Here is a 26,933-nt window from a genome sequence, read left to right on the forward strand (position 1 = left end):
CGTGACGACAGATGACGTTCAAACTATTCACGCTTCTCCTGCAGGCGGCGGTGTCGACCATCGGCATCAGCCTGGTCTCGATTGCGATCGGATTCGTCATCGCGATCCTGCTTTCGGCCGCGACCCTGTCCGGCAAGACAATCTACTCGGCTCCTGCAAGACTGTTCGTCAGCTTCTTCCGCGGCGTGCCGCTGCTTGTCCAGCTGCTGTTGATCTACACGCTGCTGCCGGCGATCGGCCTCAACGTGCCAAGCATCGTCGCGGCGATTATCGGATTGTCGCTCTGCACCGCGGCCTATCAGGCGGAAAACCTGCGCGGCGGCTTCTCCAGCGTGCCGAAAGGGTTGATCGAGGCAGCTGAAGTGACGGGCTTCAATCCGCTGCAGATCTTTGCGCGGATCCAGGTCCCAATCGCTCTTCGGTTGACCCTCCCGACGCTGGTCAACGAATCGATCATGATCCTGAAGGCATCGTCGCTTGTGTCTGTCGTCGGTATCATCGAGCTGACAAAGATGGCACAGGATCTGGCCTCCAGCACCTACCAGCCGATCCCAATCTTCCTCAGTGCCGGACTGGTCTATTTCGTGATCTGCTCGACGATCGCGCTTCTCGGTCGCTACGCGGAAAGATCCATGGCGAGGACCTCCGCATGATGTTCAATCCTCAGGTCATCATCGAAAAGCTGCCCGAACTCGGCAGCGGGCTGTTCGTCACGCTTCTGCTCTGGATCGCCGGCATTGCCGGTGGCGTCGTCATCGGCTTTCTCGTCGCAACCGCCCGCCGCTTCGGTGGGTTCGCCACCAACGCAGTCCTGGGCTCCGTTGTCGAAGTGCTGCGCGGCACGCCCTTCCTGATCCAGATCTTTCTTCTCTACTACGGCGGTCCGTTCGTCGGCCTGATGCTGGATCCGATCCCCTGCGGCCTCATCGGTCTGACGGTCTATAGTGCCGCCTATTACAGCGAGATTTTCCGAGCCGGTTTTGCCGCCGTGCCTGTTGGCCATGTTGAGGCTGCCGGCTGCCTTGGCATGACGCGCCTGCAGACGATCCGCCGCATCCAGATCCCGGAAATGGCGCTGATCGTGCTGCCGCCGGCAGTCAATCTCTCGGTCATCCTGCTGAAGGAATCCGCCGTTCTGTCGATCATCACCGTGCCGGAACTGACGGCCACCGTCAGCGCCATCGGCTCGCAGCAATATGCCTATCTCGAGGCGATCTTCATTCTCGCTGTCGTCTACTGGGCACTTGTCGAGCTGACCGACCGGCTTGGCCGCGCCGCCGAATACCGGCTTTCCCGTTTGAGGTTTTTGAAAGCATGACCCTACCCGCCATCACCATCCGCAACCTGGTCAAGCGGTTCGGAGAGACGACCGTTCTGCAGGATATCAATCTCGAAATACCCGAGGGCAAGGTTTCCTGCCTGATCGGCCCTTCCGGCTCCGGCAAGAGCACGCTTTTGCGATGCCTGGCGTTCCTGGAAGAATCAACCAGCGGCATGATCACCATCAACGGCGAGGCGCTCGGCTTTTTCGAAAAGCCCGACGGCAAGCGCGAACGACTGCCCCCGGCGCAGATCCGCACTGTCCGCGCCCAAACCGGCATGGTCTTCCAGCAGTTCAATCTCTGGCCGCACATGACGGCGCTCGGCAATGTCAGCGAAGCCCTGAAGATCGTCCGGAAGCTGTCGAAGGCAGACGCCGAGGAAAAGGCCATGGCGCAGCTGCGCAAGGTTGGCTTGGAAAACCGCGCCGGCCATTACCCGTCGCAATTGTCCGGCGGCCAGCAGCAGCGCGTCGCCATCGCCCGGGCCCTGGCACTCGAGCCGAAGATCATGCTGTTCGACGAAGCGACATCAGCGCTTGACCCGGAACTGACGGGCGAAGTGCTGAAAGTGATGCGGGATCTGGCCGAAGAGGGCATGACCATGGTCGTCGTGACCCACGAGATCGGTTTTGCCGCGACCGTCGGCCAGCAAATCTCGTTTCTCGACCATGGCAAGCTGCTGTTTTCCGGCCCGCCCTCGGAGGTTTTTGCCAAGCCGCGCCATCCGCGGCTCGACCAGTTCCTCGATACCTATCTCGACCGTGGCGCCAGCATGCTCATCTGACGAGCCGTCAGAACCGCCGCGTCGGGCGGTCAAGCACGGTGCGGCCCATCAGGCTGGCGGTCAGATCCACCAGCAGGGTGGCGGTACGGCCCCGTTCATCGAGGAACGGGTTGAGCTCGACCAGATCGAGGCTCGTGACGAGACCGCTGTCATGCAGCATCTCCATCACCAGATGCGCCTCGCGGAATGTCGCGCCACCCGGCACCGTGGTGCCGACGGCGGGAGCGACCGAAGGATCGAGGAAATCCACATCGAGGCTGACATGCAGCAGGCCGCCCGCGGCCTCGACCTTTTCAATGAAGGAGCGCAGCACGGCACCCACACCATGTTCATCGATCGCGCGCATATCATGCACCGTGATGTCGCTTTTGTTGATCGCCGAGCGCTCCTGCGGATCGACGCTACGGATGCCGATCATGCAGACATTGGCCGGATCGACCGGATGCGTCAGGGGCGGGAAATAACACTCGAAACCCGGCTGACCCGTGAAATAGGCGACGGGAACGCCATGCAGATTGCCGCTGCCGGTCGTTTCCAGCGTGTGGAAATCCGTATGCGCATCGACCCAGAGAACGAAGAGCGGGCGCTGCTTTTCCGCCGCGGTGCGTGCCAAGCCCGCGACGATACCGGCCGACATCGCATGATCGCCGCCGAGAAAGATCGGCATGCCCTCGGCACTTTCGCGGTGGGCGATCTTCGTCAGCAGTTCGACCCAGGCGACGATCTGAGGCAGGCGGCGAACCGCCGTGTTGGGATGGGTGATATCAGAGACCGGCGGCAGCGCCAGATTGCCGAGATCGCTCACCTGATGGCCGAGATCGGCGAGCGCGCCGGCAAGGCCTGCGGTGCGCAACGAACTCGGCCCCATCTCGCAACCGAGCTGGGATGCTCCATCCTGAAGGGGAACGCCGATGAGTTTGCAATGCATGCTGTTTTTCCGTCGCTGACCGAATCTCGGGGGCTCAAGACCTACCATGGAACACGGCCGATAGGCAGCAGCCACCCTCATCCGTAAGAAAATCGGGGGGAGGAAGGAGCGGGTAAGGGGTATCCCGCTCCCTCCGATGTCAGAGTGCTGCGCGCTTGTCGTGGCGGGCAAGGCGTGAAAGCAGATAGTCCACCTCTGCCTGGGCGGCCGGCGTCAGCATCTGGGCGGGCTTGCGCTGCGCATCGGAGGCAATCACGCCACGGCGCTTGAGGACGTGCTTCCGAACCGCGAGACCGATGCCGAGCTGCTGCTCGTAGCGGATCAGCGGCAGATGCGCGTCGAACAGGTCATGCGCCTCGTCGCGCTTGCCGGCAGCAAAGAGGTCAACCAGCTCGGTCAGCATATCCGGGAAGCCATAACCTGTCATTGCGCCGTCAGCACCACGCTCCGGCTCGAAATCGAGGAACATGCCGCCATTGCCGCAGAGAATGGAGAACGGCCGCAATTCACCGGCCTTCTGCATGGCGCGCAGCTTCGAAATCTTCTCAAGACCTGGCCAGTCCTCATGCTTTAGCATCAGGCAGGAAGGGTGGTTGGTGATGATCTTGGCAACCACGCTGGTCGCAATCACCGTGTTGAGCGTCAGCGGATAATCCTGCAGCACCCACGGCACGTCTTCGCCGACCGCTTCCACCGCGCCTGCAAAATAATTGATAGTCTGGTCGTCGGTCTTGGCGCCCTGCCCCGGCGCGATCATCACGCCTGCGGCACCCATGTCCATGGAGGAGCGAGCGAGCGACCGCATGGCGGCGAAACCGGGCGCCGACACGCCGACGATGATCGGCACCTTGGCACGGGAAACCACCCGCTTGATGATCGCCCGGCTTTCATCCGCCTCCAGCTTCGGCGCCTCTCCCATGATGCCGAGAATGGTAATGCCGGTGCAGCCGCTCTCCTCATAGAAATCGGTCAGCCGATCGACGGAATTGAAATCGATCGAACCATCGTCGTTAAACGGCGTCGCGGCAATGGCGTAAACGCCCTTGGTTTCAGCATTGAATGTCATGAAATCTCCTCTCAGTATCGAACGAGCTGCAGGGTAATTCGCGTCAGGACCTCCGGTAATAGCAAAGGCCTGTCCGACTCCGGCTGTTCGACCGGTATCATGATGTGGACGAAGAACACCATGCCCGCCATCCCGATCGGCGGAGTTACGGTTTGAAGCCGTCCTCCGTCACCGATCTCAAAGCGAATCAGACCCGTTTGCCACCCTGGGCAACGAGACGTCCACCCTTGAACACACGCCTGTTGCGGGGGAAAGCGACGACCGCTTCCGGAATATTGGCAGCCGAAAGCGTCACAAAATCCGCCTGCGCGCCAATCTTGATGCCATAGCCCTCTATCCTCAGCGCCTTTGCTGTTTCCGAAGTGACGATGTCGAAGGCGGCTGTCAGTTCGTCGTCGGTGTAGAAGCCCGAGCGATATCCGATGATTTCCGCGCGGTGCAGCATGTCGCCATCGCCATAGGGCCACCAGCTGTCGCGAATATTGTCGCTGCCGCTGAACACGGTGACGCCTTCTCGCCGCAACAGAGCGACCGGCGGGAAATTGTGGTTGCCCGGCGCATTGGTCATGATCGAAACGCCGCTTTTCGCAATCGTTGCGGCAATTTTGCGCGCCGCGTCAGCGTCGAGATCTCCAAGCCCATAGGCATGGCTGATCGCGACATGGCCCTGCATGCCGAGCGCCACCGTGCGGGCGCAAATCTCCTCGATGGTAAACGCGCCCATGCTGCCGGAATCGTGGAGATGAATGTCGATATCGACACCGTGCTTTTCGGCAACGCCGAAGACCACATCGAGATGGCCGGTGACGTCACGATCGAAACTGGCTGGATCGAGACCGCCGACCAGATCGGCACCCAGCCCGATGGCCTCGTCCAGCAGCGCCGGTGTGCCGGGGCTCCTGAGGATGCCGCTCTGCGGAAAAGCCACCAGCTGGAGATCGATCACATCCCTATAGTCCTCGCGAACCGCCAGGATCGTCTCCAGCGATTTTAACCCGACCGAACCATCGACCATCACGTGGCTGCGCATGGAAAGCGTGCCATTGGCGATGCAGAGATCGAGCTGATCGTGGGCCCGCTTGTCCATCGGCGCCGCGGCGGCCATGTTCTCCGCCTGGAAGGTGACCCGCTCCTGCACGTCGAAACCGTTGGTGCAGGGCCGATGCGGCATCCATTTATCGCCGTAGAAGCTCGTATCCAGATGGATGTGCCCTTCGACAAAACCCGGAACCAGCAACTCGCCGCCGATGTCGATGACCTCGGCAGAAGGAGTAACCGAGCCTGCGGCTTCAATCGCAGATATCCGCCCCGACTCGACGTGAATATCGCGCAGAACGCCCTCCGCCAGCCTGGCATTGGTGAAAACCGTCGTGCTTTTGATCATGGGCTTCCTCAAATTCTAGCATCGTTTACAGCGTCAGGTCGGCGGCAACCCCCTGGTTTATACGGCTTATTGCCCGCTATGCGACCAATATCCGATCAAGATAACGGAGTTAGGTGTCGCGGCAGGCTTGCTCGCCAGAGATATCAATGCTTAAGATACTTTGCGTAGTCGGTGGCAAGAAAATTTGGCGTTGATACGGGCCGGGCATCACGGTGTTCATGGTGCTGGGGTTGATAGTGAAGCGGTGGCGCTATAGTTTGCCCATCGCAATTTCGCGGATTACATAGGAAACAGGTTTCTCATGGCGACAGGTACGGTTAAATTCTTCAACGACGACAAGGGCTTCGGCTTCATCACGCCTGAGAATGGCGGCCAGGACGTGTTCGTTCACGTTTCTGCTCTGCAGCGCGGCGGCTCGCTTCGCGAAGGTGACAAGGTCAGCTTCGAAGTCGGACAGGATCGCAAGACCGGTAAATCGAAGGCTGAAAACGTCTCGGTTCTCTAAGCGACGATAAAAAGCGCCTAGCCTGCTTTAGGGTGGGCTAGGCACATTCTGCGGGTTAATCCATCGGTTGTGCCGCCAAATATGGCTGGAAACCGAACCAGGTCTCACCGGTTCATTCGGCTGAGATCTAGTGCACGGTTGCGAATGATCGCCTCCATCGCGAAAAAGCCCGTCACCGTCGCGAGATCGAAATTCGTGATGAGCTTCTGATAAAATGCGTCATACCCGGATATTCCGCGGGTCACGACCTTGATCAGATAATCCCAATCTCCCCCGATCCTGTAAAAGTCGATCACCTCCGGCAGGCGATCGACATGACTGCGAAAATCGTCAGCCCATTCCTTGGAATGGTGGCGTGTGCGAATCATCACAATGACCGTCAGATCGAAGCCCAGCAGGTCGAGATCGATCTCGGATCGGGCATTGCCGATGATCCCGCTTGCCTGCAGACGCTGCAGCCTGCGCCAGCATGCATTTTGCGAAAGTCCGACATGCTCTGCCAAATCACGCTGCGATAAGGCCGAGTTGCGTTGCAGGCTCGTGAGGATCCGTAGATCGATTTCATCGAAATTCAGGTCTTTCTCGATCATGTGACACAGTTCCTGGCATAATCAGCGCAAATACGGTGAAGAATTCAGACCCTGCTTCAGTTTATAATCGCAGTCAACTCGTCAAGGAGATCGACAATGCGCCAGCTGGCTGACTGCATGCCACGAACCGAACCCGAAACTGCTCTTCAGGGATTTCGTCGCAGTCTGGCTGTCGCCGATCCGATTGCAGCACTGACCTCGGGAATGATTGGCGCATCCGCCAAGGTGGACGGGCCATACGGCCTGAAGGATCTCATCTATGCCGATTATGTGGCGTCAGGACGGGCGCTCCGGCAGGTGGAAACCTTCGTTCTTGAAGAGGTCCTGCCTTACTATGCCAACAGCCATACGGAAGCGTCCTTTTGCGGAGCGATGATGACCCGCAAGCGCCGTGAAGCGCGTGCCACTATCGCCGAATGCTGTGGCGCCGACAGCCGCCATGCGGTGATCTTTGCCGGATCCGGTGCAACGGCCGGCATCAACCGCCTGGTCAAGTTGCTCGGCGTCGAGGATGCAGTCACTACCGGCAAACCCGCACGGGTCATCATCGGCCCCTACGAGCATCATTCGAACATCCTCCCCTGGCGGGAAAGCGGCGCTGAGATCATCGAAATTCAGGAAGGTTGCGATGGTGGCCCTGACCTCATCTTCCTGGAAAAGGCTCTTGAAGACAGCAGGGACGTTCTGACGATCTGCTCGTTTTCGGCCGCATCGAACATCACCGGTATCCTGACGGATATCGAAGCGGTCACCCGGCTCGCAAAATCGGCAGGCGCAAAGATCCTCTGGGATTTCGCCGGCGCAGGTCCCTATATCCCAATCACGATGACACCGGCCGAAGGCGCCGAGATCGACGCCATCGTCGTATCACCCCATAAATTCCTCGGTGGCCCCGGTGCCTCCGGTATCCTCGTGGTCAGACGCGATGCAGTCGACACTACAAAACCCTCTTGGCCAGGCGGCGGCACCGTCAAATTCGTCTCCCCGACGGGCCACGATTACAGCGACAATATCGAAGCGCGCGAAGAAGCCGGAACCCCCAACGTCATCGGCGATATCCGCGCTGCACTCGCCTTCTTGGTCAAGCACGCAATCGGCCTTGAGAGAATTGCGAGCCTGAACGAGGATTTCACCGCGCGCGCATTCGAGGCTTGGCAGGGCATTCCCCAGATCGAGCTGTTGGGCTCGATGAGTATGTCGAGACTGCCGATCTTTTCGTTTCGCATCAGGGATGGAAAGGGTGGCTATGTGCATCAGCAGCTGATCACCCGCATGCTTTCCGATCGCTTCGGCATACAGGCACGCGGCGGCTGCGCCTGCGCCGGCCCCTATGTCCACCGGCTTCTGTCGATCGATGACGAGCATTCGGAGCGGATCAGGCAATCGATCCGGAACGGCAACGAAATCGAGAAACCGGGTTTCACCCGGCTCAATCTGAGCGTTCTCCATTCCGAGGAAAAAATCAGGTTCATCCTTGAAGCGGTGATCCAACTCGCCCGGGATGCCCCTTCCCATACAGCGTCATACATGGTCGATCGCAGCCGGGCGATATTCTCGCCCCTCGCTCAACCGTTGGAGGCGACGGCATAGGCTTTTGCCAAACGCCTACCATTTGGCGTGCCCACCCGGCCGCCTTGCGGGTATGACCCCCGTGACATAGCGCAACCTACCAGCGGAGGATGACGCTTTCGTGCTCAAGTTGATCAGGCGCTGGTCATGATTCCTGGCTCCGAGGGTGAGGCGAACTCATTAAGAGTTTCGCGGATAGCGCGCGTACCGCCAGATCAGCCTTTGCAACGTCAGCGCGATCGGGCCCTTCGCGCGCGCGTTTTTCTTTTTTGAAAACCATTTGACTAAATACGTGAGCGCTGACACACTTTCGTCATTCGGAGACATTCGAAATGGCGCTGCGCGGTACCAACCAGGAATCCGGAAGGCCCTACAACAGACGGATCGTCTTGGAAGCGATCCGCCTGACTGGTCCGACGACGCGTGGCGAAATTGCCGAACGGGTTCACCTCACCGTACAGACTGTCTCTACCATTGTCCGGGAACTCGAAGAACAAGAGCTCATCGTCTCGGTGCGCGAAAAGCCTCGGGGCCGCGGTATTCCGCCCTCGAAGCTGACCGTCAATCCGGAGGGTGGGCATGCGGTCGGCATTCACCTGACGCCGCTTGGCATCGACGTTGCCTTGGTCAATCTGCGCGGTGATGTCGTCGAGAGCCGCCACCGCAGCGCGTCCAACCCGACGCCGGACGAAGCCTTCGCTCTGATTGGCGAGATGGTGGACGAACTCAAGGCAAGCCCATGCCGCGGCCGCCTGCTGGGCGCCGGACTGGCTTTGCCCGGGCCGTTCGACGTGGAATCCATCAGCTTCGTTGGCCCGACAACGATGACCGGCTGGAAAGACGTCGACATCAATTCCCGCCTCACAGAGGCGACAGGTCTGCCGGCCTTTATGGAAAACGACATGGCGGCAGCGGCGCTCGGCGAGCAGCTCTACGGTCTCGGACAACAGATTTCGGATTACTATTACCTGTTCTTCGGCGTCGGCCTTGGCGGCGCGATGATGCATGACGGGACAGTGATGCGCGGCGCCTGGGGCAATGCCGGCGAAATCGGCCATATCCCCGCCGTTCCGGATGGCGAGCCCTGCCCCTGCGGCAACAATGGCTGCCTTGAGCGCTATCTTTCGCTCGAGGCCTTCACTCGGCGCGGCCTGCCCGAGGCAGAATGGGTCCGCGAGATCGCGCCGATCTTTCGCAATGCCATCCGCACGATCGAAAACCTTTTCGATCCAGAGACTGTCGTGCTCGGTGGCCTGGCGCCGCAGTCTTTGATCGAGCAGCTTGCCGCACTGGCCGACGGCCTGAGCAATTCGGTTTCCGCCCGCACCAACCGCCCGCATCCACGTGTCGTCGTCGCCAGTGACTGCCAGCATTCGGCACTCCGAGGCGCAGCCGCGCTAGCCGTTTTCGGCGTCCTGTCGCCGCGCTTCGGCCAGATGTTCGAGACTTCAGAGAAGGGGACTGTCGAATGACCGAAAAACTGCTTGTCCTGAATGATATCCGCAAGAATTTCGGCGCGATCGAAGCGCTCAAGGGCATCAGTTTCTCGATCGGAAAGGGAGAAGTGGTCGCCCTTCTTGGCGACAACGGCGCAGGCAAGTCCACGCTTGTGAAGATCATCTCGGGTGGTCTGCAACCCACGTCAGGTCAGATGCTCTTCGAAGGCGAAGAGTTCGAGGCAAAGACGCCTGCCGAGGCCAAGGCAGCCGGCATCGAGACGGTCTACCAGGACCTGTCTCTCTGCACCAATGTGGACGTCGTCGCCAATTTCTTCATGGGCCGCGAGATCACCCGCAAGATCGCGGGCATCCCCTTCCTCGATGAACGTGCGATGGAGGAAATCACGACCAAGGCACTGACCAGTGCCGGCACCCGCATTCCCTCCATGCGCACCAAGGTCGAGCATCTGTCCGGCGGCCAGCGGCAGGCGATCGAGCTCAACCGTTTTGCCCATTGGGGTGGCAAGCTCCTCTTGCTGGACGAGCCGTTCGCCGCACTTGGGGTCGAACAGACGCGGCGGGGATTGGACATGATCCGCCATGTCGCCAGCCAGGGCATCGGTGTCGTCATCATCACCCACATCATGCAGCAGGCCTTTCAGGTCGCAGACCGCATCGTCGTCATCCGCCACGGCGTCGTCGCCGGCGATGTCGACAGAACCAAGACAAGCCCGGATGCAGTGATCGAAATGATCACAGGGCAAACCCTCACCGGCGCCGGACCGGTGGGCAAACAATGACAAGGGGTCCGGCGTAAAACTGGAGAGAACGATCATGAGACGAATAATGCTAAGCTTGCTGAGCGTTTTGGTGCTCGGCCTTTCAATGCTCACAACGGCGGCCGCACAGTCCAAGGGTACGGTCTATTATCTTGTGCCGACACTGCTCGACGAATTCCAGACAGGCTCGGTCAGCGCCTTGGAAATGTTTCTGAAGCAGACCGGCTACGAGATGAAAACCCTTAACGCCGACAACAAGACAGACGCACAGCAGTCGCAGATGAACGACGTCATCGCCTTGAAGCCGGCGGCGATCATCCTCGCCGCTGTCGACTTCAACGCATTGAAACCATCCATCGAGGCAGCCCGTGCGGCCGGTATTCCGGTCGTCGAGTTCGACCGTCAGGTCACCTCGACCGTGTCAGACTTCACCTCGGTCGCCGGGACGATCGAGATCGGCCATGTTGCCGCGCAACAGGCTGAAGCGATGCTCAAGGCCAAGAATGGCGACGTGAAGGGCAAGATCCTGCAGGTTCTGGGCGACCCTGGCGATCCCTACACGCTCGATATCCAGAAGGGCTTCGAAGAGAAGATGAAGGCCTTCCCGAAGGTGACCATCATCTCTGTGCCCGCCATGCAGTGGGAAGCCAGCAATGCAGGGACGATCGTCTCCGATCAGATGCTGGCCAATCCCGATATCAACCTGATCTTCCTGCATGCAGCCCATCTTTCGGTTGCAGCCGTCGCCTCGCTTGAGTCCGCTGGCAAGAAACCAGGTGACGTCATGATGATGAGCTCGAACGGCGCTCCCGTCGGCCTCGATCTGATCCGCAAGGGCTGGCTCAATACCGAAGTCGAGCAACCGCTTTATGCCCAGGCGGCAGCCATTGCCATGTTCATGGACAAGATCGTCGGCAAGCAGGAAATCAAGGCCGGCGACTATGACGTGCTTGGCCTGAAAGGGGTCGTGACGAAGGAAGCCTGGGGGCCGAACATCAAGATCCCGGGTGCGGCGATCACCAAGGAGAATGTCGACAACCCGGCCTTCTGGGGCAACATGAAAGCGCCGACAGCCTCGATCAAATCCGTCGAATAACAACCCTTCATCCGGGGTCGAAAGACCCCGGACTCCTCCCCTCAAGTCCGGATTTGCCGCATGACGCCCCGTACGCGCAAAAGTCTAGAATCTGTACTCGATAACCTCGTCTGGTTCATGCTCATCGTTGTGCTTGCCCTGTTCTCGGCCCTGATCCCGAACTATTTCCAGATCGGCATTTTCACAAACATCATCGAAGCGTCGAGCGTGCTTGGCGTGATGTCGATCGGCCTGGCTCTGGTGATCATCGCCGGCCATATGGACCTTTCGGTGGAATCCGTTGCCGCTTTGGCGGCCATGGCGGTCGGCATCCTTTTCTGCTCGGCAGGGATCGGCATGGGGATCAAGCTCTCACCGCAATGGCTGATGATCCCAGCGTCACTGCTCGTTGCCTGCGGGATCGGCGCGTTGATCGGTCTCTTCAACGGTTTCCTTGTCGTGAAACTGAAGATGAGCGCCTTCATCATCACGCTTGCCTCCTTCATTTGGGTGCGCGGCATCGTGCTGGCGGTTTCCGGCGGACGCTCCGCCCAGGATCTGGATCCGGCCATCCGCTGGTTCGCTATTGAGCGTGTGGCTGGCATTCCGCTGTCAGCCTGGATTGCGATTGCCTGTTTCGTGGTCTTTTCGGTGCTGATGGCCAGGACGCCATTCGGCCGGCACCTGGTAATGATCGGCGGGAACGAGACCGCCGCTTACCGCGCCGGCATTCGCGTCACCCGCAACCTGATCATCGCCTTTGTACTGGCAGGCGCCATCGCCGGCCTGGCTGGGTGGCTGCTTGCCATACGCACATCAGGCGCCACGGCAAACCTCGGCGTTGGGCTGCTGTTCAACGCCTTTGCGGCAGTCGTCATCGGTGGTGTCAGCCTCAAGGGCGGTGTCGGTGCGCTGCCCGGCGTCTACGCCGGAGTGCTGCTCCTCTCGTCCATCAACACCGCCATCAACCTGATGGGCCTGCCGGCAAACTATACCCAGGTCATCCACGGCTTCCTGGTGCTTGCAGCGGTTCTTCTCGATACGTTCAAACAAAGGCTCCGCCAGAGGCTCGCATGACAGACAGATTGAAAGACAAGGTGGCGCTGGTCATCGGCGCATCGCGCGGCATCGGCAAGGCAATCGCCGTCCGCTTCCAGGAGGAAGGCGCAAAGCTGGTGCTGGCTGATTCCGAGGCCGACGACGGCAAGGCGGCAGCTGATGATCTCGGCATCGACTTCGTCCACACCGACATCTCGAAGATGGAAGACGCCGTTGCCGCGGTCGAGTTCACACTCGAACGTCACGGGCGGCTCGACATCATCGTCCAGAACGCCGGCATCTATCCGTGGCAGCTCATCGAGAATACGTCTCCGGAAGACTGGGACAGCGTGATGGGGGTCAATCTGCGCGGATGCTTCAACGCCGCACGCGCCGCGCTGACGCCGATGAAAAAGCAGGGCTCGGGGCGTATCCTGTTTACGTCATCCATCACCGGCCCGCATGTTACAAGCCCGGGCCACGGCCACTACGCGGCGAGCAAGGCTGGCATCAACGGCTTCATTCGCTCAGCGGCGCTGGAGTTCTCGTCCTACGGCATCAATGTCAATGGCGTCGAGCCCGGCAACATATTGACGGAAGCGATCCAGCTGCATCGTAGCGCCGCCTTCATCAAGAACATGGAGGACGCAATTCCGCTCGCCCGCCTCGGCTCGCCGCGCGACGTTGCCAATGCCTTCCTGTTTCTCGCCTCCGACGATGCGAGCTATGTGACCGGCACCACCATCGTCGTCGATGGCGGGCAACTCCTGCCGGAAGGCGCGGACTTCAGGCTCCTGCCATCCTGATCATTTCCAGCATCCGGGACCAGCTCTGTGTCGATCGTCGACGACCTATCCGTCATCCGTTTGCCGACGGGATGCGGCCAACCTCGGCCAAGGCAGAGCGGGTCGCCTGATGATGTCGCCTTTGCCGATAGGCATGGAACTGCGTATCGGCAATGACGCCCACGAGAATGACCGCACCCATCACCGCGAAATTGAGCGACGAGGGAATGCCGAGCAGGTTGACGAGGTTCTGGAGGACCTGAAGCAACACAACCCCAAGCACCACCCCGACGATCGAGCCTTCCCCACCCCGCAGGGAAAATCCGCCGAGGACCGCAGCCGCGATGGCATAGAGCTCGTAGAAATTCCCATGCGACGAGGGCTGGACGGACTTGGTGTACATGGCGAAGAAAATGGCCGAGACGCCCGTCAGAAAGGCACAGAGAACATAAGCAGTGACGATCACGCGCTTTGTATTGATCCCGCAATAGCGAGCCGCCTCCTCGTTCTTTCCGACGGCCAGAAGATGACGTCCGAAAACGGTTCGGTGCAGGAGAAACCACGCAAGCACCGCAAACACGGCAAAAGCCATGACGGAGTGGGGAACGCCCGCTGTTCGTCCGACGAACAGATATTCGAGCATGGGAAGGTCCGTCCCGAAGCTAAAGCCGGCTGTCCCGTCCCGGGTGTAGAAGCGCGCTATGCCTCGGTAGATCAGCAGACCACACAGTGTGACGACGAAGGGCTGTAGCTTGAGCCGTGTAATGAGCCAGCCATGCAGCAATCCGATCACAACCGACAGGACCAGAACGATCGCAAAGGCGACAGGCCAGGGAACACCATGGGAGGCAATCAGGTCGATAAAGATGACGCCGAGAAGGGCTATGACGGAGCCGATCGAAAGTTCGATCCCTGCGGTGACGATGACGAAGGCCTCGGCAATCGAAAACAGTCCGAACAGTCCAATCAGATTGGCTGTGTTGGCAAGATTGACCGGTGAAATGAAACGCGGATTGACCAGTGTGACGATGGCACCCACGGTCAGAACGAGGACGGCAAGGCCGATGTCTTTCTTGTGCATGCCAATCTCCTATCCGACCGCCAGACTGAGGATCGCTTCTTCGGACAGATCCGCCCGCGACAGGATGCCGGCAATGGCCCCGCGCCGCATCACCGCCACGCGCGTCGAGACGCCGATGACTTCTTCCATATCGGACGAGATCATCAGCACCGCGGCTCCGCCCTCCGCGAGATCGCGCATGAGCCGGTAAACCTCAGCCTTCGCTCCGACATCGATGCCTCTCGTCGGCTCGTCGAGAATGATCAACCTGGGATCGAGCCCGAGCCACTTTGCCAGCACGACCTTCTGCTGGTTGCCGCCCGACAATTCGCTGACTGCACGGTCGAGCCGCGGCGCACGGATCGATAGCCGGCTGCGGGATCGATCGGCGATCTCCATTTCGGCCCCGCGATCGACGAAGCCAGCGGTCGCGATCGCCGAAAGGTTCGGCATCACCACGTTTTCAGAAAGAGAGAAGTCGAGGAACAGTCCCTCACCCTTGCGGTCTTCCGGCACCAAACAGACGCCGGCGGCGATTGCTGCCGGTACCGATCCGGATGCGACCGGCTTGTCGTTCATCTCGACACGACCGCCCTGGACGGGATCGATGCCAAAGATCGCGCGCGCAAGTTCCGTCCGGCCTGCGCCGACCAGACCGGCAAGCCCGAGAATTTCACCGCCTCGAACCTCGAGATCGACCGGGGCCTGCGGATAGGCTTCGGTTCTGAGATTTCGTGTCCGAAGCACTACCGGCCCCTGCCTTACATGCGGGGGCGTGTAGAATTGCGTCACATCGCGGCCGATCATCAATCGCACCATGGCATCTCGATTGATGCTGCCGCTTTGCAGCTCCCCGGCATTTCGACCGTCCCTGAGCCCAACCACCCGGTCTGCGACGGCTTCGACTTCGGCAAGGCGATGGGTAATAAACAGGATGGCCACTCCATCTGCGCGCAACCGGCGCACCACATCGAGCAACCGTTGGGTTTCCGCAAGCGTGAGGCTCGATGTCGGTTCGTCGAGGATCAGAAGGCGGACATTGGTCGAGAGCGCCTTGGCGATTTCCATCAGCTGCTGGTCCGCCAGCGAAAGTTCCGAAGCCTGGGTGGATGGCTGAAAGCGAGCGCCCAGCATGTCGAGCAGTGGTTTCACCCGCCTGGCCATGGCCGCATGGTCGATAAAACCGAAGCGGCGGCTGCGCGGCTCACGGCCCAGGAGAACGTTGCCCGCCACATCGAGATTGAAAAATGGGTTGAGCTCCTGGTGCACGAACGCGATGCCACGGGCCAAGGCCTCGGCGGGTGTCAGATGGGACGCCGTCTTCCCATCGATGACGATCTCACCTTCATCGGGCACGATCGTGCCCCCAAGCACCTTCATGAGCGTGGATTTTCCAGCACCGTTTTCGCCGATCAACCCGACAACTTCACCGCCCCGGATGCCGAGCGACACCTGATTGAGCGCCACAGCGCTTGGATAGACCTTGGTGATGCCGATGAGATCAAGAGATATGCGGGCGGCAGCTGTCATCTGGCGTGAACCTCGAATGCGTTGAGGGCCAGCGCGCAGCCCGAAAGATCCGCGCTGGCCGCGTCCAGGCGCGTATTACCCGCCCATCCGCGCCTTGAGCTGCTTCTCGAACGCATCGACATTTGCCTTGTCGATGACTTTGGTTGGCACGATGATCAATCCATCTGCCGGCACTTTCGACTTGTCGCCCTTCAGGTACGCCGCCATCAGCTTCATCCCCTGGTAGCCCCATTGATAGGGGTCCTGAACGACCGTGCCTGCAAACTGGCCTTGCCGCACGGCTCCCAGCGTTATCGGATCTTCATCGAAAGCGATTACCGTGATGTTCCCGAGCTTTCCGGCCGCTTTCAACGCTTCATAGATCTTCGGTGGATTGTAGGAATAAAAGCCCACCATGCAGGTAATGTCCGGATTTGCCGCGAGGACATCGTCGACATTGGACCGCGCGCGGGCAAAATCGACGTCATCGCCCCTCACATCGACGAGTTCGATTGACTTGCCCTTCACGGCCTGGCGAAAACCGTCGATCCGCTCCCTGGCGTTATCAGCGCCAAGAAAGCCGACAAATCCCATACATTTACCACCCTTGGGGAGAGCCTTGACCGCAATCTCCCCCGCCTGAATGCCGGCCTGGGTGTTTGACGAACCCAGATAGGCGATGCGCTTCGACTGCGGCGCATCGCTGTCCGTCGTGAAGAGCGGAACCTGAGCTGCGACGCGGTTGAAAGCATCGACGGAATTCTTCGGGTCAGCCGACGAGATCATGATTGCGTCGGTCCCCGCAGCCACGAGGTCATCCATCAGGGCGTTCTGCAGTGCGGCCGTTCCCTGCGTGGGATAACGGAACTGCAACTCGAAATCCGGAAGCTCGGTCTGCGCCGCCTTGACCCCGGCCTCGGCCAGCTTCCAGAAATCGGAAGCGGCGTTGACGACGAAGGCGAGTGCCTTTTTCTCTGCGGCGACCGCTGGCATAGCCACCATGGTCGCCATGGCCACGAGGGCCGTGATCGTAATCCTTTTCATCTTGTCCTCCCGCAACCCACTCCTCCAGGGCTGCTCCAGGTTGAAGGGCGACAACCGAGCGATGCAAAGCCTCAGCCCGGTTATCGGGTCCGTTTCAGCGTCTGCGCCATGGGCGCCACGGCGCGTCAGTTGGTCTTGCAGAAACCGGGATCTTCGGCGTTGCAGATGTCGAGGCCGGTAAACAGCGGATCATCCACCTTCTCGCCTTTGATCAGCTTAATCATCACGTCGGGTGCCTTGTAGCCCATCTCGAAGGGCCGCTGACCTACCTGTGCATGGCTGCGGCCCTCACGGAAAGCCTGGGTCTGCGGTGGCAGCGTATCCCCCGCCACGATCACCAGTTCCTTCGACTTCAGCTTGCTCATGACCTGGTCGGTGACCTGGGTATAGGCCTGTGGCGCGAACTGTGCCCACCCGCCGATCAGGATGAAGGCATCGAGCTTGGGATGGGCTGTAAAGACATCCGACATCTGCTGATTGGCGAGGTCCGCCTGGTCGTTGGTATAGACGGGGCATCCCTCGATTTCAGTCCAGCCGTTCTGTCCGCTCAGCCGCTTCACGTCCTTGGCTCCCGCAATCGTGTCACGGAAACCCTGGGCACGCGCATTGATGTTGGCGGCACCAACATTGCCGAGTTGCAGACACACCGTGCCACCCTTCGCCTTCAGCTTCTTCGTCTGCTCGGCCATCTTCACACCCATCAGATAATTGTCGGTGCCGAGATAGGTCTTGCGCAGATCATGGTCTTTCTCGAGGAAGTCCGCATCGACGGTCATGACGGGAATTTGCGGCGCGATCTGGCGCACGCGGTTCGCCATGGCCGGCGCGTTCGACGGCGAGATTGCAATCGCTGCAACACCGCGCGTCAGCAGATCGTCGACAATCTGGACCTCACCCGCTTCGTCGGCCGAAGAGGCCGGTCCCGTATAGAGGCACTCGTATTCGCTCTTCGGATTTTCCGACAGCCACTTCTTGCAGCCCAGATTGATCTGCTCGAAGAACGGATTGTCGAGCCCTTTGACGACGATGGCGAGTGTCTTTTTGCTCTCCGCAGCGCTCTCGCCGGCCAGCAACATGAGAATAGGTATTGCAGTGAATGCCAAATATCTTGTTTTCATTGCCTTTCTCCTCCTCTAAATCGCCGGCGAAACCCTCCTGCTCAGCCGGGATACCAAATGATGCGCGGATCATTTTCTGCACGCCTGTAGCTCCAGGCACGCTCGACAAGTCCTTCGACATCGATTTCCGGTTGCCAGCCGAGAACCATCCGGGCCTTTGAATTGTCGAGCCAGTTGCTGTGAAACGGTGTCGGGATGTCGCGGCGCTGCCGATCGCCGGAAGCCTCCAGGATATCGGCCAACGCGCCGTAGTCGACCGGCTGGTCCATGGCGACGTTGAACAGTTCTCCATACGCAGCCGGATTGTCCAGCGCGGCGATCATCGCATTGACGAGATCATCGACATGAAGAAAGCTGCGCTTGAGATAGGCGCCGCGACCATCCCGCATGGCAGGTACGGCCCGGTTCTTCCGAAGCGCGTCGAGATCATCCGCTCCCATCATCGCCGACCACGGCGGCCCGCCGAACTGATCAGGACCGACCTCCATTGCGTAGCGGAAGTCGTCCTTTTCCATGATCCACGGAGCGCGAAGTGTGGTCCAGTTGAGACCCTCCTGGATCCCGAACTGTTCCACCATGGTCTCTTCCAGCACCTTGGTCAGGGCATAGACGCCGCGATAGGCTCGCCTCGGCGACTGCTCCGTGATCGGTGCACTGTAACCATGAAAAATGTGCCCCACCACACAATCACCGCTCAGCAGCATGAACTGCTGTTTCGCAGCTGAACGGCTGAAACCCTCCAGCAGGAGGTAAAGCCCCTTGAGAGCAACATCGATGGCCTGATCTGGCGTCTCTTTGACGGCCGCCAGGTGCAGCACATGCGTCACACCCTCGAGCGCCTTCCCGACAATCTGCGGATCTGCCATGGACCCCTTCACGACGGAGACACGGGGACCGGGTTCCAGAGCCCGGTTGTTGCAGAGCGCGACGACATTCCATTTCGCAAAGCGCGGATTGGAAAGGAAGGCGGGAAGGAAGGCTTGGCCCACCTTTCCGGTGGCGCCCGTCACGAGCAACCGCATCACCGCCCCCTTTTCGCTTTCAGGTTGAATAATTAATATTTGGTTATAATATTAAGTCAAGCATTATTGATACCGGTTTACGAGCCGGCAACCTGCAGGCTATGGTGCCAACAGAATGCCATCGTGGGATCAGCCGAGGGAGGGCGGAGCGTGTCACGGCTTTCATTGCATTCAATTTCAAAGAGTTACGGCGCAATACAGGCGCTGTCGCGTGTCAGTGTCACCGTCGAACCAGGGGAGGTTCTGGGACTGATGGGGGACAACGGCGCCGGCAAGACGACGCTTGTCAAAATTATCGCCGGCAACTTCCCACCATCGACAGGAGAGATCCGCGTTGATGACCAACCGGTGACCTTTCACAACCCACGCGACGCACAGCGACACGGCATCGAGGTCGTCTATCAGGACCTTGCGCTGTGCGACAATCTCTCGGCTGCCTCCAATGTCTTCCTGGGGCGAGAGACCATGCGCAGCCTCGGGCCGCTGCGCTACATCGACTATGCCAAGATGAACCGCGTCGCAGCGGAGCTGTTCCGGCAACTGAAATCGGAAACGAGACCACGCGATTTGGTGCGCCGCATGTCCGGTGGCCAGCGCCAGGCGGTTGCGATCGCCCGTACGCTGCTATCCGAGCCCAAGATCGTCATCATGGACGAGCCGACCGCTGCAATCTCCGTCCGCCAGGTGGCCGAGGTTCTCGATGTCATTCGCAGGCTGCGTGATCACGGCATCAGCGTCATTCTCATCAGCCACCGCATGCCCGACGTCTTCGGTGTTTCGGACAAGATTGCGGTGCTGCGGCGCGGCGAACTCGTCGCCAGCAAACGCGCCGATCAGTCGTCGCCCGAAGAAGTGACAGGATTGATCACCGGCGCCATCGAAGCCGCTTGAAAGGAGATCGCCATGACCACATTGGATGACGTGATTGCCCGCAGCGAGCATCGAAGCTGGATCTCACGCGTATCGAGCCGGCAGCTGTTCTGGGTCTTTATCGCTGCGGTCCTTGCCTGCCTCGCGCTCAGCATTCTAACGGACAGCTTTGCAACGGAGCGCAATCTCTTCAATGTTGCGCGCAACTTCGCCTTCGTCGGCATCATCGCGATCGGAATGACGACCGTAATCGCCTCGGGCGGCATCGATCTGTCGGTGGGCTCAACCGTCGTGTTGAGTGCCATGGTGATCAGCGTCACCATGGAAGGTGGCATGCCCTTCCTCCTCGCCTTTCCTCTTGCGCTGCTTTCAGCCCTCCTTGTGGGCGTACTGAACGGCGTGCTTGTCGCCTATGCCGGAATGCCACCCTTCGTCGTCACCTTGGGCACTCTTTCGGCCGCTCGGTCCCTGGCCATGGTCCTGTCGGACAACAAGATGATCTGGAATTTCGGCCCCGACCACGACCTGTTGATCTGGGTCGGCGGCGGCTCGACGCTGGGCATACCCCACCCTCTTTACGTCCTCGCTGCACTAGCCCTTGTAATGTCGCTGGTCTTCAGGTGGACCCGATGGGGGCAGCATCTGCTTGCGATCGGCAGCAATGAGAACGCCGCCATCCTGACCGGCATCCCCATGCGGCGCATGAAGGTGAGTATCTATGGCGTGTCGGCTCTCACCGCCGGGCTCGCCGGCGTTCTGATGGCTGGATGGCTCGGCAGCGTGACCACCAATCTCGGCCAAGGCATGGAGCTGACGGTGATTGCCGCGGCCGTCATCGGTGGTGCCAATCTGGCCGGTGGCGAAGGCAATGCGCTCGGTGCGGTCGTTGGAGCACTGTTGATAGAAGTTATTCGCAACTCTCTGATCCTGCTCGGCATCTCGACATTCTGGCAAGGAATGTTCATAGGTACCTTCATTGTGGTTGCCGTAGCCTTCGACCGTGTCCGGCACTTTCGATCCTGACACGGCACCATCCCCCGGAAACCACGGTGTCCGACATGGAGAATGCCTTGAAACCGACGATGATGGACGTGGCTGCGCTGGCAGGCGTATCTCAGGCGACCGTTTCCCTCATTCTCAATGGCAGTTCCGGCGCCCGGTTCACCGAAGCCACCCGCAAGCGGGTCTTCGACGCGGCGGATCAGTTGGGCTATCGTCTCGCGAACAAGTCATCAGCCAGTTCCGGACCCGGCAGTGCGCCCGCCAACAAGGTAATCGTTTTTGCCGTCGACGAACTGACCACCGATCCATGGATGGCCCTTGCCTACGAAGGTGCCCGCGAAAAGGCACTCGAACTCGGGATTATCGTCACTCTTGGCGTCTTCCGCAAAGGCGAGGACCCGGATGGCGGCATCTTTTCGATCTGTGACGGACAGGCACTTATCGGCTACATTTTCGGCACTATTTTGACCCGCAAGATCGATCCGCCGGAACCGCTTCTGAAGGTCCCCTCTGTGCTGGTCAACTGCTACGATCAAGAGCGTCGGCTTCCGTCCATCCTGCCGGGAGACGTCGCCGGCGGCCGGGCGGCGACGGAACGGCTGATCAGCGCCGGGCGCAAGCGGATAGCCCTGATCAACGGCCAGGAAGGTCTCGACAATCCGCGCGACCGCTTGCGCGGATACAAGCAGGCTCTTGCCAGCAACGATCTCTCCTACGACCCCGACCTCGTGCACTATGGCAACTGGGAACCGCCGTCCGGATACGAAAAGACGCATGCGCTGATGAAGCTGAAGGATCCCCCGGACGGGATATTCTGCGCGAACGACCTCATGGCGCTTGGCTGTATCGAAGCGCTGAACGAACTCGGCAAGTCTGTCCCGGAGGATGTCTCCGTCGTCGGCTTCGACAACAGAGACATTGCCCAGTTCACGATGCCGCCGCTGACAACCTTCCATCTTCCGATGTTCGAGATGGGCGTGATGGCCGTCGAGCTGCTTTCCGATATGGCTGGCGGGCTGACCAGCAATCACGACCAGTTGAAGGTGGAGTGCCGACTGGTCGCCCGCAGTTCCGCCTGAGCTCAGACTGGCCTGCGGCAAGGTTCGCGGCCAATGGAATGACTTGCTGAGCAGAAAGGACCGCCGGCACGTCAGCCGATCCCGAGCTCCAATGCGGCGTCTGTCGCCCTTCTGGCAAGTTCCTGAAAATGCGCCACCCGGCCGCTGGTTGACCTGAAACAGATGCCGACCTGACGGGTCTCACTCCAGCCCTCGATTTCCAGGAGATGAACGTCCTCTGCGTTGCGGAACTCCGCCTGCGCGTAGAGTTCGGGAAACAGCGAGCAGCCCATGCCGATCGACACCATTTGTCTGATCGCGTCCAGGCTGGTACCGGCATAGTCGTCAATGACAGTCGCGCCGGACGCCTTCGCCAGTCGCTGAACGCTCTCGAGCAACTGGTGTCCGCTTCCAAGCGCCAGCAGACGCTCGCCTTTCAGCTCTTGAACGGAGACAGCCCGACGTTTTGCAAGCTGATGGTCAGCGGGAACGCCCAGCAGCAGCCGCTCCCTGCCGATCGGCACGAACATCAGGGGCCGCTCGCCGAACAAGGGGCCGAGGCCACAGTCGAGCGTTCCTTCCGCGACAGCGGTTTCGATCGCAGCAGGACGATCTTCGACGATGTAGATCTTCAGATCGGGGTATTGTTTATGCAGGGACGGTAGGAACCTGGGCAGGAAATACGGCCCGAAAGTCGGCGGCGTGCCCAGCCTGATGACGCCGCCAAGCGCTGCGCTGTGCTTTGCGACGGTCTCGAGCAGATCGCCCACTGCGGCAAGCGCCACGCGGGCACCATGCACAAAACGTTCCCCGACCGGCGTGAGGAGAACCGTCGTCGACGTCCGCTCGAACAGCTGGACGCCCAGATTTTCTTCCACGATCCCCACTTGGACGGAGAGTGTTGGTTGCGAGACATGGCATTGCTTCGCGGCCTTTCCGAAATGACCGCATTCAGCAAGCGCGACGACGTATTCGAGTTGGCGAAGACTGGGGCGAAACGGCATGCTCAATAGTCGATCACTATCGAGACGATTTCAACAATCAATTGGCGCAATGACGATGGGATCGCCAGATCAGTCTTTGATCAAAGAGGAGGTCGAAGATGGAACTGGCTTCGACCTCGAAAGGCCATCGCGGCGCTCCGACTGAAACGCGCAAGCCCTCTTGATCACGATCCAGTTCCATCCGCTGCCGCGGGTCCTGCGCCCGCGGTTTACTCCTTGTGCCCCTGTCCGGGCCCCTCTGGCGAGAGCTGCCGGTCCTCTCGCGATGTCGGACGCCGCATCCACCGTGAACGACCGGCTGGAGTGTTCACATGGACTTTGCATTCTTCTTCGCAGACTGGCTCGGCAAGCCCGTCTGGATGTGGCTCGGTTTCCTTTCGATCGTGGTTTCCCTTTTGGCCTTGGACCTCGGCGTTCTTCACCGCGACAACCGCGAGATTGGTGTCCGCGAGAGCCTGATCCTGTCTTCGATGTATATCGCGCTCGGTCTTGCGTTCGGCGGCTGGATCTGGTGGCAGCTCGGCGATGAGCAGGGGATGAACTACCTGACGGGCTTCGTGGTCGAGAAAACGCTGGCGCTGGACAACGTCTTCGTCATCGCGCTCATCTTCTCTTTCTTCGCAGTGCCGCGCAAATACCAGCACCGCGTCCTCTTTTGGGGCGTGCTGGGTGTGATCGTTCTGCGCGCCATCATGATCGGACTTGGCGCGACGCTGGTTTCGAACTTTTCATGGGTCCTCTATCTCTTTGCCGCCTTCCTCGTCATCACCGGCATCAAGATGCTGTTGATCGGCGACAAGGAACCCGAGATCGGCAACAATCCCATTGTCGGCTTCATGAGGCGCAGGTTTAACGTCACGGAAGAGCATCACGGTCAGGATTTCTTCGTCAAGAAGCCCGATCCCACGACCGGCAAACTGGTCTGGTTCATGACGCCGCTGTTCATGGCCCTCGTCATGGTCGAAATCGCCGACGTGATTTTCGCGGTCGACTCCGTCCCTGCGATCTTTGCGATCACGACCGATCCGTTCATCGTCTACACGTCGAATGTGTTCGCGATCCTCGGTCTGCGCGCACTGTATTTCGCACTCGCCGCGATGATCCATCGCTTTCGATACCTGAAGCCGGCGCTCGCAATCGTGCTGATCTTCATCGGCTCGAAAATCTTCGTCGCTGACCTCCTGGGTCTCGAAAAGTTTCCCGCTTCACTCTCGCTCGGTATCACCTTCGCGATCATCGCCTCCGGCGTTATCTGGAGCTTGGTGAAGACACGCGATACACGTGCCGGCAATACGGTCTAAGGGGCGGGACTGTTAGCCACAACACGCCCCAGCCTTGCAAGGCATCAATCGAGACAGCCGGAACGCTGGTAACAAACCGATCGCATCCGGCGTCACCCGTCTTTGGCGGACACGGCGTATCGGCCGTCGATGCGGTTCGGTCAGGCTACAAACGCAAAACACCCGCAGCTTATGGCTACGGGTGTTTTTCGATAATGATGATTTGGTTGCGGGGGCAGGATTTGAACCTGCGGCCTTCAGGTTATGAGCCTGACGAGCTACCGGGCTGCTCCACCCCGCGCCAAGCGAATTTGGCATTGCCAAATTTCGCGTCTGCGTAAACCGCGTTGCGGTTTACGTGTAGTGCCGGAGCAAATCCGAAGGATTTGTCTCCTTTGAGGGACGCACCGGCTACAGACCGAACGTCCCATTATTTCGTTAAACCCCAGCAACGACAAAAGGCCGCTTTGGGAGCGGCCCTTGGTTTGGCCAGGGGCCGGTTTGTTATGTGTGAGAAGATTGTTTGGTCCATCCTTATGGATGGCATTGCCTTTAATAGACCTGGCAGCGACCTACTCTCCCGCGTCTTAAGACGGAGTACCATTGGCGCAGGGGTGTTTCACGGCCGTGTTCGGAAAGGGAACGGGTGCAGCCACCCCGCAATGACCACCAGGTCGATTAAGGGCAATGTATGCGTGGCAATGGGCGACCATTGCAACGCTTTATCGAGAAGCTGGCGGAGGCGAACCCCCTTTTGTCTTAGTTGAACACGTCTTTTGTTTGCCGGCTGGTTTGTCGGAGCAAAGCTCCGCAAGGCCAGAGGCCGTCGCGCCTGTTGGCGCGGCCCGTCCGGAGCGTTTTTTCGCGCGTCAGGACAAAACAGATGTCATCATCAAGGTGCGCAGCACCTTGATGAGCATAGTCAATGAGAACGATGAAGCCAATCGGGCTATTAGTAAGGCTAAGCTTCATGCATTACTGCACGTCCACACGCCTCCTATCAACGTGGTCGTCTTCCACGGCCCTGATAGGGAATACTCGTTTTCAGGTGGGTTTCCCGCTTAGATGCCTTCAGCGGTTATCCCTTCCATATATAGCTACCCTGCTATGCCGTTGGCACGACAACAGGTCCACCAGAGATATGTCCATCCCGGTCCTCTCGTACTAGGGACAGATCCTGTCAATATTCCTACACCCACGGCAGATAGGGACCGAACTGTCTCACGACGTTCTGAACCCAGCTCACGTACCGCTTTAATTGGCGAACAGCCAAACCCTTGGGACCTGCTCCAGCCCCAGGATGCGATGAGCCGACATCGAGGTGCCAAACAACCCCGTCGATATGGACTCTTGGGGGTCATCAGCCTGTTATCCCCGGCGTACCTTTTATCCGTTGAGCGATGGCCCTTCCACGCGGGACCACCGGATCACTATGACCGACTTTCGTCTCTGCTCGACTTGTCAGTCTCGCAGTCAGGCGGGCTTATGCCATTGCACTCGACGACCGATTTCCGACCGGTCTGAGCCCACCATCGCGCGCCTCCGTTACTCTTTCGGAGGCGACCGCCCCAGTCAAACTACCCACCATACACTGTCCCGGATCCGGATAACGGACCGCGGTTAGACATCCATGACGATAAGGGTGGTATTTCAAGGATGGCTCCACGAGAACTGGCGTCCCCGCTTCAAAGCCTACCACCTATCCTACACATGCCGACACGAATGCCAGTGTAAAGCTATAGTAAAGGTGCACGGGGTCTTTCCGTCTAACCGCAGGAACCCCGCATCTTCACGGGGAATTCAATTTCACTGAGTCTATGTTGGAGACAGCGGGGAAGTCGTTACGCCATTCGTGCAGGTCGGAACTTACCCGACAAGGAATTTCGCTACCTTAGGACCGTTATAGTTACGGCCGCCGTTTACTGGGGCTTCAGTTCAAAGCTTGCACCTCTCCCTTTAACCTTCCAGCACCGGGCAGGCGTCAGGCCCTATACGTCGTCTTTCGACTTCGCAGAGCCCTGTGTTTTTGATAAACAGTCGCTACCCCCTGGTCTGTGCCACCCCTTTCCACTTGCGTAAAAAGGGGTCACGCTTCTTCCGAAGTTACGCGTGCAATTTGCCGAGTTCCTTCAACATAGTTCTCTCAAGCGCCTTGGTATGCTCTACCTGACCACCTGTGTCGGTTTCGGGTACGGTCTATACGGTGGAGCTATTTCCTGGAACCGCCCCGCTGCACATCCAATCCAATAAGGAGGTACAACTTACGCGATCCGTCACTACCACCAGGCCCACGAATATTAACGTGGTTCCCATCGACTACGCATTTCTGCCTCGCCTTAGGGGCCGGCTAACCCTGCTCAGATTAACTTTAAGCAGGAACCCTTGGTCTTTCGGCGAGGGGGTCTCTCACCCCCTTTATCGTTACTCATGTCAACATTCGCACTTCCGATATCTCCAGAGGCCCTCACGGGTCCTCCTTCACAGACTTACGGAACGCTCCGCTACCACATACACTTGCGTGCATATCCTCAGCTTCGGTGCATGGCTTTAGCCCCGTTACATTTTCGGCGCAAAGACCCTTATTTAGACCAGTGAGCTGTTACGCTTTCTTTAAATGATGGCTGCTTCTAAGCCAACATCCTGGTTGTTTTGGGATCCTCACATCCTTTCCCACTTAGCCATGACTTGGGGACCTTAGCTGG

The 26,933-nt window shown here is 59.4% G+C and carries 24 protein-coding genes, 1 tRNA gene and 2 rRNA genes (1 of these 27 only partly in view); 14 read left to right on the forward strand and 13 right to left on the reverse strand.

What is annotated here, in order from left to right:
- Nucleotides 1–11: 11 nt before the first annotated feature.
- From J3A65_RS17170 to J3A65_RS17180, 3 genes are read left to right on the forward strand one after another with little or no spacing between them, the layout of a single operon-like run.
- Nucleotides 12–653: an amino acid ABC transporter permease gene (locus J3A65_RS17170; protein ID WP_062462075.1), complete on the forward strand. Its 642-nt coding sequence runs from the start codon at nucleotides 12–14 to the stop codon at nucleotides 651–653.
- Entirely contained in the window at nucleotides 650–1,318 is a 669-nt protein-coding gene (locus tag J3A65_RS17175) for an amino acid ABC transporter permease (RefSeq protein ID WP_209902446.1), read from the forward strand. The genes J3A65_RS17170 and J3A65_RS17175 overlap by 4 nt, the downstream gene beginning before the upstream one ends.
- Nucleotides 1,315–2,106 carry an amino acid ABC transporter ATP-binding protein gene (locus tag J3A65_RS17180; protein WP_113165627.1) on the forward strand — a complete coding sequence of 264 codons (792 nt, stop codon included), beginning with the start codon at nucleotides 1,315–1,317 and terminating at the stop codon, nucleotides 2,104–2,106. Before J3A65_RS17175 ends, J3A65_RS17180 begins: the two co-directional genes overlap by 4 nt.
- 7 nt (nucleotides 2,107–2,113) lie before the next feature.
- Here the strand turns inward: J3A65_RS17180 and rocF are convergent, their stop codons facing one another.
- The 3 genes from rocF to J3A65_RS17195 form a co-directional block, all read right to left on the reverse strand.
- On the reverse strand, nucleotides 2,114–3,034 hold the full coding sequence (gene rocF / locus J3A65_RS17185) for an arginase (RefSeq protein ID WP_209902448.1): 921 nt from the start codon (nucleotides 3,032–3,034) through the stop codon (nucleotides 2,114–2,116).
- Between the two features lie 139 nt (nucleotides 3,035–3,173).
- Nucleotides 3,174–4,100, reverse strand: a complete 927-nt coding sequence (locus J3A65_RS17190; protein ID WP_209902450.1) for a dihydrodipicolinate synthase family protein — start codon at nucleotides 4,098–4,100, stop codon at nucleotides 3,174–3,176.
- A 187-nt stretch (nucleotides 4,101–4,287) separates the two neighbouring features.
- On the reverse strand, nucleotides 4,288–5,484 hold the full coding sequence (locus J3A65_RS17195) for an amidohydrolase family protein (protein ID WP_209902452.1): 1,197 nt from the start codon (nucleotides 5,482–5,484) through the stop codon (nucleotides 4,288–4,290).
- Between the two features lie 301 nt (nucleotides 5,485–5,785).
- Here J3A65_RS17195 and J3A65_RS17200 point away from each other — a divergent pair, with 301 nt between their 5' ends.
- Nucleotides 5,786–5,989 (forward strand): cold-shock protein, encoded by a 204-nt coding sequence (locus J3A65_RS17200; protein ID WP_012760580.1) that lies wholly within the window; start codon nucleotides 5,786–5,788, stop codon nucleotides 5,987–5,989.
- A gap of 104 nt (nucleotides 5,990–6,093) precedes the next feature.
- Here J3A65_RS17200 and J3A65_RS17205 read toward each other — a convergent pair whose 3' ends face one another.
- Nucleotides 6,094–6,579 carry an Lrp/AsnC family transcriptional regulator gene (locus J3A65_RS17205; RefSeq protein ID WP_184654674.1) on the reverse strand — a complete coding sequence of 162 codons (486 nt, stop codon included), beginning with the start codon at nucleotides 6,577–6,579 and terminating at the stop codon, nucleotides 6,094–6,096.
- A 96-nt stretch (nucleotides 6,580–6,675) separates the two neighbouring features.
- On the opposite strand from J3A65_RS17205, the gene J3A65_RS17210 reads away from it, so the two are divergent.
- From J3A65_RS17210 to J3A65_RS17235, 6 genes are all read left to right on the forward strand, one after another.
- A complete protein-coding gene (locus tag J3A65_RS17210; RefSeq protein WP_209902454.1) occupies nucleotides 6,676–8,169 on the forward strand; it encodes an aminotransferase class V-fold PLP-dependent enzyme in 1,494 nt (497 codons plus the stop codon).
- Between the two features lie 311 nt (nucleotides 8,170–8,480).
- Complete coding sequence (locus J3A65_RS17215) at nucleotides 8,481–9,620, forward strand: ROK family transcriptional regulator (protein WP_209902456.1); 1,140 nt, start codon at nucleotides 8,481–8,483, stop codon at nucleotides 9,618–9,620.
- Nucleotides 9,617–10,387 (forward strand): ATP-binding cassette domain-containing protein, encoded by a 771-nt coding sequence (locus J3A65_RS17220; protein WP_062462050.1) that lies wholly within the window; start codon nucleotides 9,617–9,619, stop codon nucleotides 10,385–10,387. Before J3A65_RS17215 ends, J3A65_RS17220 begins: the two co-directional genes overlap by 4 nt.
- Before the next feature lie 34 nt (nucleotides 10,388–10,421).
- Nucleotides 10,422–11,462 (forward strand): sugar ABC transporter substrate-binding protein, encoded by a 1,041-nt coding sequence (locus tag J3A65_RS17225; RefSeq protein WP_062581491.1) that lies wholly within the window; start codon nucleotides 10,422–10,424, stop codon nucleotides 11,460–11,462.
- 60 nt (nucleotides 11,463–11,522) lie between these two features.
- Entirely contained in the window at nucleotides 11,523–12,518 is a 996-nt protein-coding gene (locus J3A65_RS17230) for an ABC transporter permease (protein WP_062581489.1), read from the forward strand.
- Nucleotides 12,515–13,285, forward strand: coding sequence for an SDR family oxidoreductase (locus J3A65_RS17235; RefSeq protein WP_062462040.1), 771 nt, complete (start codon nucleotides 12,515–12,517; stop codon nucleotides 13,283–13,285). Before J3A65_RS17230 ends, J3A65_RS17235 begins: the two co-directional genes overlap by 4 nt.
- A 52-nt stretch (nucleotides 13,286–13,337) precedes the next feature.
- Here J3A65_RS17235 and J3A65_RS17240 read toward each other — a convergent pair whose 3' ends face one another.
- The 5 genes from J3A65_RS17240 to J3A65_RS17260 all read right to left on the reverse strand — a co-directional run bounded on the left by J3A65_RS17240 (nucleotide 13,338) and on the right by J3A65_RS17260 (nucleotide 19,017).
- Nucleotides 13,338–14,345: an ABC transporter permease gene (locus tag J3A65_RS17240; protein WP_209902459.1), complete on the reverse strand. Its 1,008-nt coding sequence runs from the start codon at nucleotides 14,343–14,345 to the stop codon at nucleotides 13,338–13,340.
- Nucleotides 14,346–14,354: 9 nt separating this feature from the next.
- A complete protein-coding gene (locus J3A65_RS17245; protein WP_209902461.1) occupies nucleotides 14,355–15,854 on the reverse strand; it encodes a sugar ABC transporter ATP-binding protein in 1,500 nt (499 codons plus the stop codon).
- Nucleotides 15,855–15,929: 75 nt separating this feature from the next.
- Nucleotides 15,930–16,877 carry a sugar-binding protein gene (locus J3A65_RS17250; RefSeq protein ID WP_209902463.1) on the reverse strand — a complete coding sequence of 316 codons (948 nt, stop codon included), beginning with the start codon at nucleotides 16,875–16,877 and terminating at the stop codon, nucleotides 15,930–15,932.
- A gap of 125 nt (nucleotides 16,878–17,002) precedes the next feature.
- Complete coding sequence (locus tag J3A65_RS17255) at nucleotides 17,003–17,995, reverse strand: sugar-binding protein (protein WP_092659140.1); 993 nt, start codon at nucleotides 17,993–17,995, stop codon at nucleotides 17,003–17,005.
- Between the two features lie 41 nt (nucleotides 17,996–18,036).
- Nucleotides 18,037–19,017, reverse strand: a complete 981-nt coding sequence (locus J3A65_RS17260; protein WP_209902465.1) for an NAD(P)-dependent oxidoreductase — start codon at nucleotides 19,015–19,017, stop codon at nucleotides 18,037–18,039.
- A 150-nt stretch (nucleotides 19,018–19,167) separates the two neighbouring features.
- Between J3A65_RS17260 and J3A65_RS17265 the strand changes: the two genes are divergently transcribed.
- The 3 genes from J3A65_RS17265 to J3A65_RS17275 are packed head-to-tail and all read left to right on the forward strand — an operon-like array spanning nucleotide 19,168 to nucleotide 21,968.
- Nucleotides 19,168–19,908, forward strand: coding sequence for an ATP-binding cassette domain-containing protein (locus tag J3A65_RS17265; protein WP_174197224.1), 741 nt, complete (start codon nucleotides 19,168–19,170; stop codon nucleotides 19,906–19,908).
- A 12-nt stretch (nucleotides 19,909–19,920) separates the two neighbouring features.
- Complete coding sequence (locus J3A65_RS17270; RefSeq protein ID WP_209902466.1) at nucleotides 19,921–20,910, forward strand: ABC transporter permease; 990 nt, start codon at nucleotides 19,921–19,923, stop codon at nucleotides 20,908–20,910.
- 35 nt (nucleotides 20,911–20,945) lie between these two features.
- Nucleotides 20,946–21,968, forward strand: a complete 1,023-nt coding sequence (locus tag J3A65_RS17275; RefSeq protein WP_244474108.1) for a LacI family DNA-binding transcriptional regulator — start codon at nucleotides 20,946–20,948, stop codon at nucleotides 21,966–21,968.
- 71 nt (nucleotides 21,969–22,039) lie between these two features.
- Here the strand turns inward: J3A65_RS17275 and J3A65_RS17280 are convergent, their stop codons facing one another.
- Nucleotides 22,040–22,951: a LysR substrate-binding domain-containing protein gene (locus tag J3A65_RS17280; RefSeq protein WP_209902469.1), complete on the reverse strand. Its 912-nt coding sequence runs from the start codon at nucleotides 22,949–22,951 to the stop codon at nucleotides 22,040–22,042.
- A gap of 311 nt (nucleotides 22,952–23,262) precedes the next feature.
- Here J3A65_RS17280 and J3A65_RS17285 point away from each other — a divergent pair, with 311 nt between their 5' ends.
- Nucleotides 23,263–24,252 (forward strand): TerC family protein, encoded by a 990-nt coding sequence (locus J3A65_RS17285; protein ID WP_209902471.1) that lies wholly within the window; start codon nucleotides 23,263–23,265, stop codon nucleotides 24,250–24,252.
- Nucleotides 24,253–24,455: 203 nt separating this feature from the next.
- Here the strand turns inward: J3A65_RS17285 and J3A65_RS17290 are convergent.
- From J3A65_RS17290 to J3A65_RS17300, 3 genes are all read right to left on the reverse strand, one after another.
- Nucleotides 24,456–24,532, reverse strand: a tRNA-Met gene (locus J3A65_RS17290).
- 258 nt (nucleotides 24,533–24,790) lie between these two features.
- Nucleotides 24,791–24,905: ribosomal RNA gene (gene rrf / locus J3A65_RS17295) — 5S ribosomal RNA — on the reverse strand.
- Nucleotides 24,906–25,162: 257 nt separating this feature from the next.
- A 23S ribosomal RNA gene (locus tag J3A65_RS17300) occupies nucleotides 25,163–26,933 on the reverse strand (it continues 1,044 nt past the right edge of the window).

Origin of the sequence: Rhizobium sp. PvP014 (assembly GCF_017876855.1) — a bacterium.
In the GTDB taxonomy this organism is placed as follows: Bacteria; Pseudomonadota; Alphaproteobacteria; order Rhizobiales; family Rhizobiaceae; genus Neorhizobium; species Neorhizobium soli.

Excerpts from the sequence above, each read along its gene's own strand:
- J3A65_RS17250 (WP_209902463.1), bottom strand. The coding sequence starts at position 16,877 with ATGAAAAGGATTACGATCACGGCCCTCGTGGCCATGGCGACCATGGTG.
- J3A65_RS17240 (WP_209902459.1), bottom strand. The coding sequence starts at position 14,345 with ATGCACAAGAAAGACATCGGCCTTGCCGTCCTCGTTCTGACCGTGGGT.
- J3A65_RS17230 (WP_062581489.1), top strand. The coding sequence starts at position 11,523 with ATGACGCCCCGTACGCGCAAAAGTCTAGAATCTGTACTCGATAACCTC.
- J3A65_RS17195 (WP_209902452.1), bottom strand. The coding sequence starts at position 5,484 with ATGATCAAAAGCACGACGGTTTTCACCAATGCCAGGCTGGCGGAGGGC.
- J3A65_RS17255 (WP_092659140.1), bottom strand. The coding sequence starts at position 17,995 with ATGAAAACAAGATATTTGGCATTCACTGCAATACCTATTCTCATGTTG.
- J3A65_RS17220 (WP_062462050.1), top strand. The coding sequence starts at position 9,617 with ATGACCGAAAAACTGCTTGTCCTGAATGATATCCGCAAGAATTTCGGC.
- J3A65_RS17190 (WP_209902450.1), bottom strand. The coding sequence starts at position 4,100 with ATGACATTCAATGCTGAAACCAAGGGCGTTTACGCCATTGCCGCGACG.
- J3A65_RS17225 (WP_062581491.1), top strand. The coding sequence starts at position 10,422 with ATGAGACGAATAATGCTAAGCTTGCTGAGCGTTTTGGTGCTCGGCCTT.
- rocF (WP_209902448.1), bottom strand. The coding sequence starts at position 3,034 with ATGCATTGCAAACTCATCGGCGTTCCCCTTCAGGATGGAGCATCCCAG.
- J3A65_RS17270 (WP_209902466.1), top strand. The coding sequence starts at position 19,921 with ATGACCACATTGGATGACGTGATTGCCCGCAGCGAGCATCGAAGCTGG.
- J3A65_RS17285 (WP_209902471.1), top strand. The coding sequence starts at position 23,263 with ATGGACTTTGCATTCTTCTTCGCAGACTGGCTCGGCAAGCCCGTCTGG.
- J3A65_RS17180 (WP_113165627.1), top strand. The coding sequence starts at position 1,315 with ATGACCCTACCCGCCATCACCATCCGCAACCTGGTCAAGCGGTTCGGA.
- J3A65_RS17210 (WP_209902454.1), top strand. The coding sequence starts at position 6,676 with ATGCGCCAGCTGGCTGACTGCATGCCACGAACCGAACCCGAAACTGCT.
- J3A65_RS17260 (WP_209902465.1), bottom strand. The coding sequence starts at position 19,017 with ATGCGGTTGCTCGTGACGGGCGCCACCGGAAAGGTGGGCCAAGCCTTC.
- J3A65_RS17215 (WP_209902456.1), top strand. The coding sequence starts at position 8,481 with ATGGCGCTGCGCGGTACCAACCAGGAATCCGGAAGGCCCTACAACAGA.
- J3A65_RS17175 (WP_209902446.1), top strand. The coding sequence starts at position 650 with ATGATGTTCAATCCTCAGGTCATCATCGAAAAGCTGCCCGAACTCGGC.
- J3A65_RS17235 (WP_062462040.1), top strand. The coding sequence starts at position 12,515 with ATGACAGACAGATTGAAAGACAAGGTGGCGCTGGTCATCGGCGCATCG.
- J3A65_RS17170 (WP_062462075.1), top strand. The coding sequence starts at position 12 with ATGACGTTCAAACTATTCACGCTTCTCCTGCAGGCGGCGGTGTCGACC.
- J3A65_RS17245 (WP_209902461.1), bottom strand. The coding sequence starts at position 15,854 with ATGACAGCTGCCGCCCGCATATCTCTTGATCTCATCGGCATCACCAAG.
- J3A65_RS17275 (WP_244474108.1), top strand. The coding sequence starts at position 20,946 with ATGGAGAATGCCTTGAAACCGACGATGATGGACGTGGCTGCGCTGGCA.
- J3A65_RS17205 (WP_184654674.1), bottom strand. The coding sequence starts at position 6,579 with ATGATCGAGAAAGACCTGAATTTCGATGAAATCGATCTACGGATCCTC.
- J3A65_RS17200 (WP_012760580.1), top strand. The coding sequence starts at position 5,786 with ATGGCGACAGGTACGGTTAAATTCTTCAACGACGACAAGGGCTTCGGC.
- J3A65_RS17280 (WP_209902469.1), bottom strand. The coding sequence starts at position 22,951 with ATGCCGTTTCGCCCCAGTCTTCGCCAACTCGAATACGTCGTCGCGCTT.